The sequence below is a fragment of the uncultured Kordia sp. genome (genome assembly GCF_947489565.1).
Taxonomy (GTDB): domain Bacteria; phylum Bacteroidota; class Bacteroidia; order Flavobacteriales; family Flavobacteriaceae; genus Kordia.
This window is the reverse complement of sequence record NZ_CANLEA010000004.1, coordinates 37,053-54,551: the sequence shown is the minus strand read 5'-3', so window position 1 is coordinate 54,551 and position 17,499 is coordinate 37,053. Positions and strand designations below refer to the sequence as shown.

Below are 17,499 nucleotides of genomic sequence, written 5' to 3'. Positions count from 1 at the left end.
AATGATAAAAACGAATAATTTAGCAGCCTTGATCTTGGTATTAATTTTTTCGATATCATGCAATGAGAATATCAATAAATTAGAAACGATTCCTTCAAAGAAGCATTTACGATTCTTAATCTGTTCAGATTTGTCAAATCGGCTTACAAAATATCCAAAAACACTTGAAGATAGTACATTAATTGCTCATTTTTTAGAATTTTATTATCCAAACATATACAAATCTGCCAATAGAGATAATGGGCAAAAAGATAAAATAGAAGTATTGTTTTTAAATGGGATGGATGTTAAAAATTATAAGGTAGATACTGAAAAACTAAATTTGGATCTATCTAAATTTAATAACATGCAGCGTATAAAATATCTAACAAATAATATTAAAGGATTTAAAGAAGATAAAAAGGCATTTAAGGGTGAAATAAAAAAGCTATATGATTCAGCAAGTATGAATATAAAAGGAGCTGACATTTATAGTTTACTAAAATCAAAAATTAGAGGAATAACAAATGATGAAAATAAATATAGAAATATATTATTATTGTTTACTGATGGCTATATCGAATATGGTTCAAATCAAAAAAACGGAAAAAAAACTTATTTTTTGAATAGAAAAGTAATTTCAGATTTTCGGAAGGCTTTTAAAAAATCGAAAACTAATTCTTTAAAAAACTTCTTTGACGAAAATGAATATGGGATTGTTCCTGTTAATAACCCTAACTTGAAAAATTTAGAGATAATTGCTTTAGAATTTTATGATAGATCTTTAACAAAAACAGGTAATCCAACAGTTAGACCTACTGATCAAGAAATTATAGAATTATTCTGGGAAGATTGGATGAAAAAATCAAAAGTAAAAAGATTTATGCACTATAATTATTTTAGTAGTAAAAAAAAGTTTGAAAGTAGTATAATGGATTTTATAGAAAATGAATCAAAATATATTATGAATTGATTATTTACAGTCTTACATATATTAACTCTTAAAATAGTTAGTAACAAAACCAAAAAGGTCATTTCCCTAAGGAAACAACCTCTTGTAAAAGCAAAGAATGAGAATCGCGACTAACAACAATCTATTCATAAAGGTTTTACCCCATTAAGAAGTGACTCTACATTCTATTGCTTTTTTATATATGCTTTAATACATGTTAGTTTTCTGGTAACTGTTCTAAAATTTGATAGGTGCTAAAGTTTAAAAAGTTGCCTGGATGCGCCAATATATTTTGTAAGATGAAAGGCGTATCTGGAGTTGTCCCCGAATATTGTGTACTTCCATCCATATTGATGTCATTTGTTAAATAGCCACTTACCACGAATGTTGGGAAATTGAGAAAGTTTCCGGCATCATTTAGTACGAGCGATAAAATATTTGGTGTATCTGGATCTGTTCCGGAATACTGAATAAGTGTGTCTCCATTTACATTTCCTGCCCACATAGCAACTATATTAGTGGGCATTTCAGAGGTTGTTTGCGCATTGCTTCCAAAAGTGATTTGATTGGTAGTATCCGAAAAATCTACAACAGTCGTATTTGAAGAACTGAGCGTTATAGCATTCAAACTCAAGATTCCCATATGATTTCGATGTTTAATTGTAATAAAAAAATCATCAGCAAATGTGAAGAAAGCTAGTGGAGAAGTACCATCTACAGAAACAATATCACCATCTCTTTGCAATAGGGCAGAAGTACTATGTAAAACCATTGTATTGTCGCTTTTGTCTCGTAATTCTACCCAAATCCAATCTACAATTGCATCTGATCCTGTTATGTTGAATACACTTGCATCGCAAGTAATTCCATCTGTATACGGAGAAGTGGTAGGTAATAAACTTGCTACACGTAAATCGTCACGCATTAAAGTTTCTTCTCCTGTATTCGGATTGAAAGCAGCTCCTTGTAGATATGCTTTTGCAGACAATAATAATCTACTGTATGTTGCTGTAGGTGTGTTGGTCAATTGTAAATTACAACTTCCTGCTTCTGCAAATACATTATAAGTTTTATCTGCTGTTATTGTTTCCGTAGAAAAATCAATAGCGTTTCCTGTTCCGGCAATTGGTCCTTCAATTACAGCATCATCCGAATTATCTCTTACATAATAATCAACACCTATTTGAGAATTTGCTATAGAAACCGTTGCTGATTGTGTATCCGCTTGTGCTAAAGTAACTATTTGATCTTCGACGGGCGTAATTGTCACGGTTGGTGTCATAGACATTTCTAAAGCACCGTTTGGAACAATCCAGTTAGTTGAATCTCCTGCTAAAGCAATTAATGAACCGTCAAATCCATTGCCCGTTTGATCGGTAATTGTTGTTCCAGCTTCAGCTGAATAGGTATAACTTGCAACCAATCCCGTTTCATTAGTAATGATAGTGTTCATGTTAGTAGTAATCTCTGAAGAAGAGCGAGCTGTATTCCAAATGCGGGTTTCTGCCAAAGCACCACCAAAAAGACGAGTAGAATTCTGCGGGCCATCCCAACGTCTTCCCATTCTCCAACCAAAACTGTTTACAGGAATTGCCGCTGTTGCTGCCAGACTGGCAACTTCAGTTCCGTTGATATATAGTTTGATATTGTTTTGATCGTAGGTAGAAGCTACATGAATCCATTGATCTTTTGGATAGGAAACTCCTGTGATTTCTGTCCAACCAGCATTGTAGAAACCAGTTCCCATAGCGCCACTATTAATGTAAATGGTATAAGGAACGGTTGCTCCATCAAATTCACCTGTAACCAATGTAGTAAATTGATCTGTATCATCTGAAGAAGGAATATACGCCCATGTTTCAATAGTGATTCTATTATTTGTAAACTCATCGTTGATTGTACTCGGAATGCTTACATAACCATCAACATCATCAAACTGAAAGGTATTGATGCGTTCATCTGCATGTACAGCGTAGACATTGTATGTTTTATCGTTTGTAAGTGTTTCGTTTGCAAATGAAATTGCTGCGTTTGTTCCACTTACAGGACCTTCAACAATAGCGTTTGTTGTATCATCTCTTAAATAATAATCGATTCCTAATTGAGAAGACGCCAAAGATACCGTAGCGTCTACACTGCAAATACCTGAAGTTGGAGTTGCAGTTACTGTTTGATCAGTCGTAATTGGAGGATTTACAGTTAGCACTTGTGTTACATTGATAGCAGCTTCAAAATTAGCATCTCCTGCCTGACTTGCTGTGATTGTTGTGGTTCCAGCGCCAACAAGAGTTACGGTATTTCCTGAAATGGTTGCTACCGAAGTATCAGAACTACTATAACTAACGGCTAAACCTGAACTAGCCGTTGCAGTAAGATCGAAATCTGAATCACCCAAATTTACTGCTACTAATGGATTGAATGTAATGATTTGATTGTTGAGACCTGTATTTTCATACGCTCCTAAATCTATGGTAGAAAGAACGATACGATCATTTTTATTCAGATCAAAACTAGCTGTATTGATGCTATTGTTTCCTATGTTTACCGCAGGTGAACTCGGTTGCAAGTTGTAATCATTAGTCGCAGCATCTACAAATAAAGGATTTGCGTTGAAAATATTTCCAGTACCATCAATCACATCAGAAGGAAGTGCAGTGTCAAATAATGTATGATTGCTAGTCGCAGAATTATTGATACCAGCATTAACACTAATATGCGCTGCCGATCCGTTCGCAAAAATAGTATTGTGCGTCACCAACTGACCAGAAGTTATTTTGATACCATTTCCAGACGTTGTATTGTTAAATGTGGAATTGATTACGGTTAATGGTGTTGCACTAGAAGTTACAGTTCCCACACTAGCATCTGTTGCATTATCATAAAATAAGCAATTAGAAATCGTTACAGAGCTTCCGCTAGACGAAATAGCAAATGACGAATTTCCTGTAATGTTTCTAAAAATACAATTTTGTACGGTGGCTTCTGTAGTTAGGTCTAATGCTATTCCGAGTGAGTGTTCAAAGATAAATCCGTCAACGAATGCATTAGAACCTTCTATAACGACTAAATCTTGAAGGTCTATTCCAAAATCACCTATTCCGTTACTATTTACATCACCAGAGATGATGGTAGGATTTTGATTCCAGTTTCTTTCAGTTTTTGTAGTTTCTGTTCCGTTGAATCCGCCTAGTAACAACATATTATTGGTGTTTGTTGTCTGTGAAGTTTTATAACTTCCTTGCGCTACCCATATTTCTTGTCCTTGCGAAAAATTGGCGAATGCTGTTTCCAAACTTGTATAAGCATCTGTCCAAGTAGATCCATTATTTGTACCTGTTGCAGCTTCATTTACATGGATAATTAATGAACTTACTACATTTACGTTACTAGAGGTAAAACCTGTATTGTAGTTTGCAGTATCTGTAGGTGTAAAAGAAGCATATAAAATGGTTGGTCCTGCAGTGACAAGTTGATGAAAGTCTTGCAGAATGAGTGTACTAAACATTCCTGTAGTGTCATCGTAATTTTCATAGTAAGCAAAAGTTCCTGAAACATCAGCAGTAGCATTCAGTTGCTGAGCGGTTAATGTCGAAAACAGTAAAATAGATTGATCATTCCATGAAAGTACAGGATCTGCCTTATCGATTGTAATTTCAAAAATCTGTTCGCCAGCTGCATGCGTTGTCGTTTCGGTAGTAGAAACTTTTAAATAGGTAGTTCCTGCATTTCCAACAGTTAGTGTTATAGTATCTCCATTAGCGCTGCTTACACTTCTACCATTGGTAGTATCAGGCATTGTTCCTGCCATATCAGTAAATAATTCATACGTACGTGTTCCTGTTGAATTTGAAGTAATAGTTAATTCCGAAGGTACATCTCCAAAAGTAAGCGTTGGTTGCGTAAAATTAAAAGTCGGAGTTACTTTTGAAGCACCTTCATAAGCACCAATATTGATTACGGTATTTCCTTCAGAAGTTCTTGCATTGTGTGCAAGATCAAGAGTAGCGCTATTGTAGGCTAAGTTTCCTGCTTGGTATGCTGTAGAACTTGTATCTATGGTGAAATCATTATTGCTTGCATCCGAAAAGTTGATTCCTGTACCAGAAGAAATTGAGTTGTTATAATTTGCACCTCCAAAACCACTCGTTTGTATGCCCGTTAATATGATTGAATTGTTAAAATTAACAGTTCCACCAACAGATATAATCCCAATAGTATACGGAATGGTCACATTGACAAGAGTGGTACTTTGTGTAGTGATACCAGTTGAATAGGTGCTAAGTTCGTAGAAAAGAGAGTTGCTAATCACGGAACCTACGGAGTCTGAAAAATAAACACCTGGACCAATTGAATGTCTGAAAATACAGTTTTGAATCGTGGCAAAACTAGAAATGGTGACAGCTCTGTTATTTGTATACTCAACTATAAAACCATCCAAACGCGCATTGGCACTACTGAGTGTAATCATATTAGAAGTATCACCAGCAGTTACAGAACCTGAGCTATCCATATCTCCTGATAAAATAGTTGGGTTTGCATTCCAGTTTCTTTCAGATTCCATGGTTTCTGTTCCAGCAAAACCTCCGTATAAAGAAACACCAGCCGTAGTGATACTGTAGGTTTCTTTGTAGGTTCCTTGCGCAACCCATATTTGATCGTTAGCAGCGGCAGCACTTATGGCAGCTCCAATTGTTGTATACGCATCTGTCCAACTACTTCCATTATTACTTCCTGTAGCTGCGTGGTTTACGTAAATGGTTTGTGAAAAGAGATGTGTTGTTAGTAAACAAAAAAATAGTACGTAGGTTATCGTATTTTTTTTCATAGGTAGATAAATATTAATTTTTTGGGATTTTTTTTAAAGCTTATTGATGAGGTATCCATTAAAACCAGATTCTGACTGTATCGTCCAATTTGTATCTGCACTTGTAAGTACATATAAAGAAACGGTATCACCTTCTGTCAATTTCATGACTCCACCAACATGTAAGGTCTGGTAAAGCGTATCTGCTGTTACTACTTTAATCGTATGAAAACCTCCATCCAGATTTGGAACTCCGTTAACAGCTAATGTTAATCTGACAAAACCTGAAGTTACTGCGTCAATCCTCACCTGAGAATTAAACTGATACAATCCATTTACAGGAGCAACAAATTTCCCAGTAGATTCATTAAAATGATTTCCATCATCGTGTAGCTGAGTAGCTGTTGCACTTGTGGTGGTCCAATTGGATATTTCTGCCCAGATATTAGCATTAGTAATTACAATAGAATTTGTCAAATCGGCAGCAAATGAAGGCAGATTATTTACTTTTAAACCATTGGTAGTCAATTCTCCGTTGAGTGTAGTATTACCATTTTTAAGCATTACCAAAGCATCACTTCTATTGTGAACAGCGGTTCCATTACCAATTACAAATAGACGATCTCCTGCAATAGGCGCATTTGGAGTCCCTGATACTCCAGTATTAAAAGCTCCTATTGAAATTTGGGCATAACTTTCTGAAAGGAGACTTTGTCCTATAGCTGAGGCACTGATACCGTCTACCAAATTATTGTGTCCTATGGCAGCTCCATAAAATCTATTTACCTGATTGAATCCTCCAGAAGCAAAAGATTGCGATCCTGAAGCTATATTTTCAAAACCAAAAGCTGCCGAATAGAATCCTATATTGGTATCGTCCCACCTTGAACTGTCATTGGTTGCTCCTGCTCTAAAAGCACCTTTACTCTTATCAAAAAATAATCGTCTGTTGTCTTCTTCTACATTGATATCATCTGCTAATTGCGAACTGCCAAATACAAAATCATCTGTAGTAGTATCACCAGAAGCATTGCTTGTTACATTGGCAGTCGTTGAAAAAGGTCCTGTATTTCCACTTTTTATTGCATATAAGGCATACGGTACTTGCTGTAACTTGGTCGTTCCTAAATTCGTATATGTAGTTCCTCCAGTGATATCGACACTTATTTCCAACCATTGGTTTTGTGTGCTCCAATCAACATCGTTCAAAGTGCCACTTGAAGTTCCTGTTCCAACAGCTAAAGAAATTACTCCTTGTGCATTAGAAGTGACTGTGTGAGTTTCAAAATAAAGCGTTTCTCCAACTGGTCCACCTTCTCGGATACCGATTTGGACTCCTATAGATTGATTTGTTACAGAGTTGTTACTAGCATCTCTAACGACTGCTTGATAATTGAAAGATTGAGAGAATCCCATTGCCGAAAAAAGACAAAAGAGTAGCATGTAAATAAATCGCATTGTAATAGATTGTTGTTTTGTTGAGACAAATCTATGGGAACTAACGATTCATACTGAAAAACACATATAGACAAAAAGCAGACAAGTGTATAAGTTGCTGTTATTTAAGCTGATGAAGAATGTTTGCTATGTGAATTATAACTCTAAAAACTCAATGATATTCACTGTTTTATCGATACCCAATTTCGTTTTTAACCTATGTTTTGCACGAGAAACGCTTGGTCCGGCAATACCTAAAATGGCTGCGATTTCTTTCGGTTTTAAGTTTAGTTTTTCTAAAACCAATAATCTTTCTTCTGCTTCAGAAAATGTATATTTTGTATTTCTTAGTTCATAGAAAAAGTTAGGATACACATTGGTAAATTTTTCTTTAAATAATAACCATTGGTCATTGGTTAAAATACGAGTGTTGAGTAGGTTTTCTAAATTTTTAAACGAAGCCTGATAGGTTTCATTTTTAATTTTTTCTAGTTCTTCATTAAGAACTTTGGTTTCCTCACTGTTTTTAACCAATAAATCTGTGAAGCGTTTTAATTCTAGCTTGTTGCCTTCTAGTTTTTGATTTAAGAGCTTATTTTCTAGTTTCGATTTTTCTATTTGTTGCTTACTCTTGATTTTATCCTCGCGTACTTTGATGATGATGATTAAAATCGAAATTCCTAGTAAAGCGTATATGGTGTATGCAATATTGGTTCGATACCAAGGCGCTAGTATGGTAATGCTAAGTTGTTTTGGAGTTTCATTCCAAATATTATCTCCGTTCGCTGTTTTAAGATTAAAAACATAATTTCCAGGAGCAAGATTTAAATAACTTGCTTTGTTATCGGTAGTTGTATGTGTCCACGGTGTTTCGGCACCTTCTAAATAGTAACTAAATTTATTTTTGTCAGGTGCGGTATATTCTAGCGCAGCAAAGTTTAAGGTAATATTATTTTGGGTATATGGAAGTGTGATTTTTTTAGTGTATTCTACTGAATTAGAGAGTATTTTTGAATCATCTCCAAATGTTATAGCTTTATTATTCACTTTCAACCCTGTGACCCAAGTACTAGAAAGATTTTTGTTTTTATCAAAATCTGATGGATCAAAACTATTCAATCCGTTAATTCCTCCAAAATACATAGTCCCGTTTAAAGCTTTTGCATACGCATAGGTATTGAATTCGTTGCTTTGCAGTCCGTCAGATTTATTGAAATTTCGTATTTCTTTCGTGTCTTTGTTGTAGCTAATCAACCCTAAATTAGAACTCATCCAAAGATTGTTATTTGCATCTTCTAAAACACCATAAATAACATCGTTTGGCAATCCATTTTTGGAGTTGATATACGAAAATGACATGTCGTTCATATCCAAACGATGCAATCCGCCACCTTTTGTGCCTATCCAAAGTATATTTTCGTTGTGAATATCAGGATGCAAAGAAGCGACTTCATTACTCAGTAGCTTGTTTTCTTTGTTGAATAAAATAAAATCGATCTTATCATTAGTTGAAACGGCTTGTAATAGTCCTAGATTTGTTCCCAGCCAATAGTGTCCGTTTGGAGTAATGGTCAGATCGTACCTGTTGATCAACCCATTTACTAAATGTCCAAAATTATATTCGCGAACTTGATTTTCTTTGAGATGATACGTGACAAGTGAGGTTCCAAATACAGTTATTAAAGAATTTGTATGTGCATCGTACTGCATCATTGGTGTAAAAGCCAAACTAGATGTTGCAATGACTTTAGTATCTACTCGTTCACTATCAATGATTTTTGATACTTCAAAATTTCTATTCTCCCAAAATAATCCCCAAATAGTATTTTCATTATCTCTAGTTACGCATAAAGGATATATCTTTTTTTATCCAAAAAGGTTTCCAGTGTAACTTTTTCACTTTCAGAATTCAAAATCCCCAATCTTTCGGGAGAAGCTGTACTCGCTATATATACGCTACCTTCATCCATAATAAATGGTTTGGCATAAATAGATTTTCCAGTGAAATATGTTTTAATTTTTGATTGTCGATATCCTAATTTAGCAACACCATAACCACTGGTGGCAATCCAATTATTTCCAGAAGTATCTTGTATCCAATCTGTATGATGTGTTTTCAGATTGAAAGAATTGATAGCCAAATTTTTGCTAATCAAATCTTTTTCAGATAGAACAGTTGCATTAAAAACAAAACAGCCTGTATCACTTTCGAGAAGTACTTTTTTTTCTTTTTTTAGATGTGATATTTTTCGAATTGAAATAGCTGTTGGAATTTTTAGCCAAGTATCTTTTTCGAGTATATGAATATGTTTTTCTCCCCAAAAAGCAATAACTAACTGATTGTTAGATGTGAAAAAATTGAAACGTTCTCTTTTACTAGCAAACGGCAATGAATCCATGTTTAGTGCTTCCTCTGAATTTAGCGGTATCTGTTTGAAGCTTTTTTCCCATTCTCCAAGTTCATTTTGTTGTTGATCCACTACTACTAAAGCATTATTAAAAAGCGCTAGTTTATGCGGATAAATTTTATGAAGATTGCTACACTTTTTTATCTCTACTGCATTTGCTGTTTGTTCACCTTTTCGTATTTTCTGAATAAAATCATCATCAAACTTCAATTTGAACAAAAACTGTGTATTCCAATCCACTACCCAATATTGATTGAATTCATCTTTTAAAATATAACTTACAATGGAAGTTTGTCCGCTATTTTCTCCAGAATATAATGGAATTGTATAAAAATATTTCGTCGTTTTATCATATACATTCAGTCCTTGCTCAGTGCCAATTAAGATAAATTCATCATCGTCTAAGAGTGTATAAATATTATTTCCAGTAATAGAATAAGGATTTTCTATATCTTCTGTAAAAACTTCAAAATGTTCTCCATCAAAACGATTCAATCCATTTTTTGTTCCCATCCAAATAAAACCTTCTTTGTCTTGTAATAAAGAAGACACATATCCTTGTGAAAGTCCTTTTTCTATATCAATCCATTTGGGAATAATGGAGCTTTGTGCATGTAACAATATACTTGCACAAAAAAAGATGAATATGGAAAAGGTTTTTTGAAACATTAAGGATTAAAAAGTTAGTCAAAAGTAAGCATTAGTGTATTAAAAAATATAAAACGTGAATGCTTTATGTTGGTTTGTTGAATTCTTTCTTTTACGAGAAGATGCTACTTTTTAGCGATCCCGTTTTTTATTTAATTAAATGATATCGTATCTAATTTCTAAAAACGATCAATTAAGCTTTAAACGAAGATTCTCTAACAATCAAACTCGTGCGTATTTCAATAGTTTTATACGAAAGACTATCGTTTTCAATTTCTTCAATAAGATATTTTACCGCAGTTTTCCCCATTTTATTGCCTGGCTGGTCAATGGTAGTTAAATTGGGTTCAATGATGGTTGAGTTGAACGAATTACTAAAACCAACAACGGCAATATCTTCAGGAATTCTTAAGTTATATTGTTTTAATTTTTTAATGATTCCAATAGCACAACTGTCAGTAATGGCAAAAATTGCATCTGGCTTTTCTTTAAGTGATAGTACAATATTGGTCAAACGTTTTCCCTGTTTCACGGAGATATCTTCAGTACTCAAAATTAGTTTTTCATCAATTGGAATATTATAATCTGTTAGTGCTTTTAAATAGCCTTCATAACGTTTCTCTGAATTGAATGAATTTTCAGTTTCTTTAAAAATAGCAATGCGTTTTCTTCCAAGGTTAATCAAATGTTCTACGGCATTATAGGCGGCTTGTTTATCATTAATGATGACTTGTGTACAAGGAATTTTGTTTGAAACCTTATCAAACAAAACCAACGGAATTCTATCCAATACACTTAAAATATCTTTTACATTTTTGGTTCTTCGCGTCAAGCATAATAAAATACCTTCTACACCAAACTGAATCATGGTATTCAACATCTCAATCTGCTTTTCAAAGCTATTTTTTGATTCAGAAATAATGACACGATAGCCATTCGATTCCGCAGTTTCTAAAATACCTTCTAAAATGGTTGAGGTATAATAATGTGAAATTTTAGGTACCACAACTCCAATAATTCGCGTACGATGACTACGAAAACCTTTAGCAAAGATATTTGGCTGATAATTCAATTCTTTAGCTTTCTTTTCTACTAATTTCTTGGTTTCAGGATTGATATCAGAGTGATTGTTTAATGCACGAGAAACTGTAGAAGTAGAAAGTCCTAATTGTTTTGCAATGTCTTTGAGTGTAGCACTACTTTTTTTCTTCATTGAAAATGATAAAAATGAATTTAGTTATCAAATGTAAATTTTTAAATTATAAATTGCAAACGTTCCCGGGAACGTTTGCATAACTTTTCGTTAACATTTTCGTAAAAATGTAACATTAACTATGCTAATATTGCAATGTAATCAACTATTAATTATTAAATCAACAAAATATGGGAAAAACTATTTTCACTCTTATTTGCGCATTTACCTTCTTTACAGGAATGGCACAAACGGAGATTTCCGGAACTGTGAAGGACGAAACAGGAACTCCAATCCCAGGAGCTAATGTTTCATTAAAAGGAGATACTTCGGGTGCAGCAACAGACTTTGATGGTAATTTTTCATTCTCTTCTAACCTTACTGGAACACAAACAGTTTCAGTTTCATATGTAGGTTATGAAACATTTGAAAAAACAATTGAATTAAACGGAGCTGCAATAAAATTAAATATCGTACTAAAACAAGGAGGAAACGCTTTATCTGCCGTGTTATTAACTGCAACATCTACAACGCGTTCGCAAAAAGAAACTCCTTTGTCCATTACTTCTTTTGGAGTAAAAGAACTTTCAAAACTCAATACCAGTAGTCAGGCAGATGTGTTAAGAAGTGTTCCAGGTATTACTGCTGAAGGTGGTGGTGGAGAAGTAGCGTCTAACATTTTTGTAAGAGGTTTGCCTTCTGGAGGACAGTATCAGTTTAACCCATTGCAAATAGACGGAATGCCTGTGTTGAGTACATTCGGACTCAATTCTTCAGCACATGATGTATATTTTAGAAACGACATCGGTATGAAAAACTTAGAATTTGTACGTGGAGGTTCTTCCATTTTATATGGAGTTGGTTCGGTTGCAGGTATTATCAACTACACAAGTATTACAGGCGGAAGCCAACAAAAAACAACACTTCGTACAGAAGTAGCTTCCAACTCGCGTTATAAGGCAGATTTTGTAACTAGCGGACCACTTGGAGGAGAAGATTCAAAAACATTCTATGCGTTATCAGGATTTTATCGTTATGATGAAGGACCTTTAAAAACAGGATTAAATACAGAAGGTTTTCAGTTACGAGGAAATATCAAGCACTTAACAGACAATGGTTCTATTACATTTTCTGGTCAATGGATTGATGATAGCGTACAATTCTTTTTACCTTATCCATTAGAAGGCGGATCGCGTAATCGTCCAACAGGAAATGATGGTGAAGAAATTAAAACACTACAAACCGCAGAAGCAGCAGATATCTCTTATGCAACTCCAGATGGAATTTACCGTTCTCCAATTGAAGATGGAGTCGCTACCAAAGGTGGATATTTCTTAACCAATTTTAAACACCGTTTTTCAGATGATTTAAAATTAGAGGCAAAATTAAGATACTCTCGCTACAAGCATCAGTTTAACTTATTCCTTGATGGAAGCGGCGTAAGTGGAGCAAAAGTAGTAGAAACTCAACAAGAATACTTAGATGCACGTGGACTAACAGCTGGAGATTTTACCTATTTAAACGGACAACCATTAGCAGCAAATGCACTGTTATTTGAAAATAGAATTTTGGACAGAAGTAGACCGTTAGAAGAATTAATGGCTGACATTAAATTCACAAAAAAAGCAGGCGATCATAGCATTACGTTAGGAACATTTATGTCCAGATCGCAAGCAGGAGATTTCAATGTTATTACCAATTACTTGGGAGAATTCAATAACAGACCTCGTTTGGTAAACGTTTCTGGATATACAATAAATGGTGTTTCTAACAGAGGAACCGCGTATACCAACAGAAATATTTCAAGTAATAAAATCGCAGTATTCCTAACAGATGAAATCAAATTAGATCGTTGGAACTTAGATATTGGTGTACGTTACGAAAGAGCATCAGGAGATATTGAAGTAGAAGGAACAGATTCATTCCAAGTTGACAACACAGGAATTGCCAATCTTGACAATGTAGTTTGGGGAAATGGTAGTTTTACCAGAGGAAATGTATCTGCCGATGATTTTGCCGTAGCATTAGCAGCTTTGTATAAAGTAACGGACGATTTAAGCGCCTACGGAAACTTTTCTAGAGGATATTTCTTCCCAGAATTGAGAGGAACACGATTTGACGGATTTGGAAATCCATCTTCTTATGAAACAGAGAAAATCACGCAAGGAGAATTAGGTGTCAAATATTCTAAAAACAAATTTTCAGGGACTGCAGCATTGTATTCTGTAAGCTTAAAAGACAGACGTGCTGTAAGTTTTGTAAATGCCGCAGGTGGAGGATTTATAGAAGAAGTAGATACACAAGATACAAGTACTTTTGGATTTGAAGGAACGTGGAATTGGGCATTTGCCGATAATTTTGACTTTGCAGGATCATTAACTTATCAAAGTCATGAAATCACAAAATCAGAGAGTAATCCAGAATTTGAAGGAAACGAATTAAGAAGACAACCAAACATTTTAAGTACACTTTCTGTAAACTATGACGATGCAAAGTTTGACGCAGGAATTATATACAACTACACAGGAAAAAAATTCTCTAACGATGCAAACTCAATTGAATTAGATGCTATTGGACTAGCGAGTTTAAACTTAGGATACACATTTGAATTAGGTGAAGAAGGAGAAACAATGCGTATAGGATCGCAGGTATTCAACCTATTCAATTCTGATGGAATAACTGAAGGTTCTCCTAGATTGAACAACAATCAAACAGAAGAAGAATTCTTTGTAGGGAGACCCGTATTACCAACAAGAGTTTTCTTTAATGCAACATTCAACTTCTAAAAGAAAACGTTGATTAGCTTTATTTAATACCGAACTCACCACATTTTTTCATATTCGTTTTGTGGTGAGTTTTTCAGGTATTGAATGATAAAAGTTGAACAAAATAGAGTCGCAATCATTATAATCACACTAAACATCATTACGTTTGAAAGAATTACAAAAACAAGCTATGAAAGTGCTGGAAAATAACTGGAAAGACGGTTTCAGTATTCCATGCGAAGCATTATATCCGTTTCAATGGAATTGGGATTCGGGCTTTATTGCTATCGGACTGGCACATTTTGACATGGAAAAAGCAGTAAAGGAAATGGAAACCTTACTCGATGCGCAATGGGAAAATGGCTTTATACCACATATCATCTTTCATACAGAAAGCGATACGTATTTTCCAGGCGCCGATTTTCATTGTTCGCACTTACATCCATCAGCTTCCAAAAAATACAAATCTACAGGAATGACGCAGCCACCAGTAGCAGGTTTTGCGCTTCATGAACTCTATAAAAAAAGCAAAAACAAACAAAGTATTCTGGCGAAAATTGCACCTATGCTCAATAAAGTCTACAAAAATCACGAATACTTCTATAGCAATCGTGACCTTCATAATGAAGGGTTGGTTTATATCTACCATAATTGGGAATCGGGTACAGATAATTCTCCTTTGTGGGATGATATATTTAATAAGATGCGGTCGCCAGAATTTACTTTTGAACGAAGAGATACTACTCATGTAGACGCCTCACAACGTCCATCAAAAAAGGAATATGATCATTATTTGAACATTATTGAAATTGCAAAAACACACAATTACAACGATCAAAAAATTGCAGAATTATCGCCTTTTTTAGTGCAAGATCCATTATTCAATACGATGTTAATTAAATCGAATGAAAGTTTAATTGCTTTATTCCAACTCATTGGAAATAACGAAGAAAAAATACAACAATTAGAAGCTTGGCAACAAAAAAGTATCCAATCGTTCAACGAGAAACTATTCAACAAAGAATTAGGCGCATATATTCATTACGATTTGCGAAATGACACGCCATTAAATTATGTATCGTCATCTTCGTTTTCACCATTATACGCGGGCATTCCTACCAAAGAAAATGCTGAAATTTTGGTAAAAACGATGTTAGACAAATTCGGAAACGATCATCAATATTTATGCGCCTCTTTCGATCCTACAAGTGAACGCTACAACCCACGAAAATACTGGCGTGGTCCCGTTTGGATCAATGTGAATTGGATTCTTTACAACGGTCTAAAAAAATATAGATTCACAGAAATCGCAGAAAGAATCAAAAATGATTCCATAACATTAGTTGAAAAATATGGATTCTATGAGTATTTTGATGCGCGTAAAGATAAAGGTGAAACTGGCTACGGAGGAAATAATTTTTCGTGGACAGCTGCTTTAATAATAGATATGCTTAACGACAACTAACACCCAAAACGCATGAACTGGCTCGACTATACAATCATCATCGGATACATTATTTTCTTTTTGGGAATGGGGTATTTCTTCAAAGAAAATAAAGATTCTAAAGATTACTTCCTTGGCGGAAAAAGTCTAGGCTGGTTTCCATTGAGTCTATCCACAATGGCAACACAATTATCTGCCATTAGCTTTATTTCGGCACCAGCTTTTGTGGGCTTAAAGCTCAATGGCGGCATGAAGTGGCTTACGTTTGAATTTGCAGTGCCATTGGCAATGATTTTTATTATGATTGTGATTGTGCCACCATTATTTCGATCGGGAGTTGTCAGTATTTATGAATTTGTCGAAAAACGTTTCAGTACATCAACACGACTCACACTAAGTATTGTATTTCAAATAAGTCGTGCTTTAGGAACAGGCGTTATGGTCTATACCATTGCTATCATTCTTCAAGCAGTATTAAATATAGATTTTACTTATACAATATTGATTATCAGTTTTATAACTATTATTTATTCATGGCAAGGCGGAATGAAAGCGGTTGTTTGGGGCGATGCCATACAAATGATAATTCTGTTTGGCGGATTGATAATTTGTCTAATTTACGGATGGAACTTATTGAATGAAAGTGGCGGATTGGCTAACGGATTTGATCCAGCACGGACACAAGTTATTGATTTCAATTTAGGAATTGGAGAAGATAATGAATACGGTATTTTACCAATGATTTTAGGCGGATTCTTCCTATATGTATCGTATTACGGATGCGATCAAACACAAGCACAACGGTTACTGTCTGGAAAAAATGAAAAAACGGTCAGAAGCTTGCTATTAGTCAATGGATTATTTCGTTTTCCAGTCGTATTAGTCTATTGTTTGATGGGACTCATCATTGGCGGACTTATTACAATTGCACCCGATTTTTTGCAAGATATCTCATCAACTACGCAACAACATTTTCCAGAAGAATTTGCGAAAAACGGAATCAAAACAGATTTAATGTTACCAGTTTTTATCATGAAATATTTGCCACACGGTTTGATAGGAATTTTGATGGTAGGAATTTTATCTGCGGCAATGTCAACGTTGAGTTCCACCATCAATTCGCTTTCTGCAGTAACAGTAGAAGATTTTTTTAACAGAGGCGAAAAGAAATTAAGCAATAAAAAATACATGTCAATTTCTAAACTCTCAGTAGTCTTTTGGGGAATTGTGTGTATTGCAGCTGCATTTCTATTTGGAGGAAGCAAAAGTGCTGTTATAGAAATTATCAATGCAATCGGTTCTGTATTTTATGGTCCAGTATTGGTAACATTTTTGCTAGCATTTTTCTCTAAAAAAGTCAATCATATTGGGATGAATGCAGGAATCATTTCGGCAGTATTAATCAATCTCATATTTTCAAAAACCATGCAAGAAATCTTCGGAATCGATTTAGGTTTTGAAATTTTCTGGATTTGGTTGAATGTTACCGGAGTAATTATCGCTTTAGTAGTTGCATACGGAGTAAGTTATTTTACAAAAAACACAAAAATCAAAACAGTGGAAAACTTTGATATTTCTGTGAAAAAAGCAGACTTTTTAACCAAAGAAGTCTACATACTAGTAGCATTCTTTTTCTTGATTTTAATCATCAGTTATTTTATGCCTACTATTTTAAATAGTTTTTAATTCAGCAAGTGCATGACAAACACCAAAAGTTATTTAATGTATTGATTTTGTAAATATTGTGAGAAGGTATTTTATAAAATATACAGAGTAAACTTTTATTCTTAAGTGTTAATTCTAAAAAAGGATGGTGATTATTTGTCATGCACTTATTATGAATCTTATTAAAAAAACAGGTAAGAACGAA

The 17,499-nt window shown here is 34.4% G+C and carries 9 protein-coding genes; 4 read left to right on the top strand and 5 right to left on the bottom strand.

What is annotated here, in order from left to right:
* Position 1: 1 nt before the first annotated feature.
* Positions 2 to 952: a hypothetical protein gene (locus Q0845_RS06260; RefSeq protein WP_298510791.1), complete on the top strand. Its 951-nt coding sequence runs from the start codon at positions 2 to 4 to the stop codon at positions 950 to 952.
* A 196-nt stretch (positions 953 to 1,148) separates the two neighbouring features.
* Here the strand turns inward: Q0845_RS06260 and Q0845_RS06255 are convergent, their stop codons facing one another.
* The 5 genes from Q0845_RS06255 to Q0845_RS06235 form a co-directional block, all read right to left on the bottom strand.
* A complete protein-coding gene (locus Q0845_RS06255; RefSeq protein WP_298510788.1) occupies positions 1,149 to 5,756 on the bottom strand; it encodes a LamG domain-containing protein in 4,608 nt (1,535 codons plus the stop codon).
* A 33-nt stretch (positions 5,757 to 5,789) separates the two neighbouring features.
* Positions 5,790 to 7,193 (bottom strand): hypothetical protein, encoded by a 1,404-nt coding sequence (locus tag Q0845_RS06250; protein ID WP_298510786.1) that lies wholly within the window; start codon positions 7,191 to 7,193, stop codon positions 5,790 to 5,792.
* A 135-nt stretch (positions 7,194 to 7,328) separates the two neighbouring features.
* Positions 7,329 to 8,885, bottom strand: coding sequence for a triple tyrosine motif-containing protein (locus tag Q0845_RS06245; RefSeq protein ID WP_298510783.1), 1,557 nt, complete (start codon positions 8,883 to 8,885; stop codon positions 7,329 to 7,331).
* A gap of 128 nt (positions 8,886 to 9,013) precedes the next feature.
* On the bottom strand, positions 9,014 to 10,249 hold the full coding sequence (locus tag Q0845_RS06240; protein WP_298510781.1) for a two-component regulator propeller domain-containing protein: 1,236 nt from the start codon (positions 10,247 to 10,249) through the stop codon (positions 9,014 to 9,016).
* 172 nt (positions 10,250 to 10,421) lie between these two features.
* Entirely contained in the window at positions 10,422 to 11,441 is a 1,020-nt protein-coding gene (locus tag Q0845_RS06235; RefSeq protein ID WP_298510777.1) for a LacI family DNA-binding transcriptional regulator, read from the bottom strand.
* Between the two features lie 170 nt (positions 11,442 to 11,611).
* On the opposite strand from Q0845_RS06235, the gene Q0845_RS06230 reads away from it, so the two are divergent.
* The 3 genes from Q0845_RS06230 to Q0845_RS06220 all read left to right on the top strand — a co-directional run bounded on the left by Q0845_RS06230 (position 11,612) and on the right by Q0845_RS06220 (position 17,315).
* On the top strand, positions 11,612 to 14,206 hold the full coding sequence (locus tag Q0845_RS06230) for a TonB-dependent receptor (protein WP_298510774.1): 2,595 nt from the start codon (positions 11,612 to 11,614) through the stop codon (positions 14,204 to 14,206).
* A gap of 145 nt (positions 14,207 to 14,351) precedes the next feature.
* Positions 14,352 to 15,650: a trehalase family glycosidase gene (locus Q0845_RS06225; RefSeq protein WP_298510771.1), complete on the top strand. Its 1,299-nt coding sequence runs from the start codon at positions 14,352 to 14,354 to the stop codon at positions 15,648 to 15,650.
* 12 nt (positions 15,651 to 15,662) lie between these two features.
* Complete coding sequence (locus Q0845_RS06220) at positions 15,663 to 17,315, top strand: sodium/solute symporter (protein ID WP_298510768.1); 1,653 nt, start codon at positions 15,663 to 15,665, stop codon at positions 17,313 to 17,315.
* Positions 17,316 to 17,499: the final 184 nt, after the last annotated feature.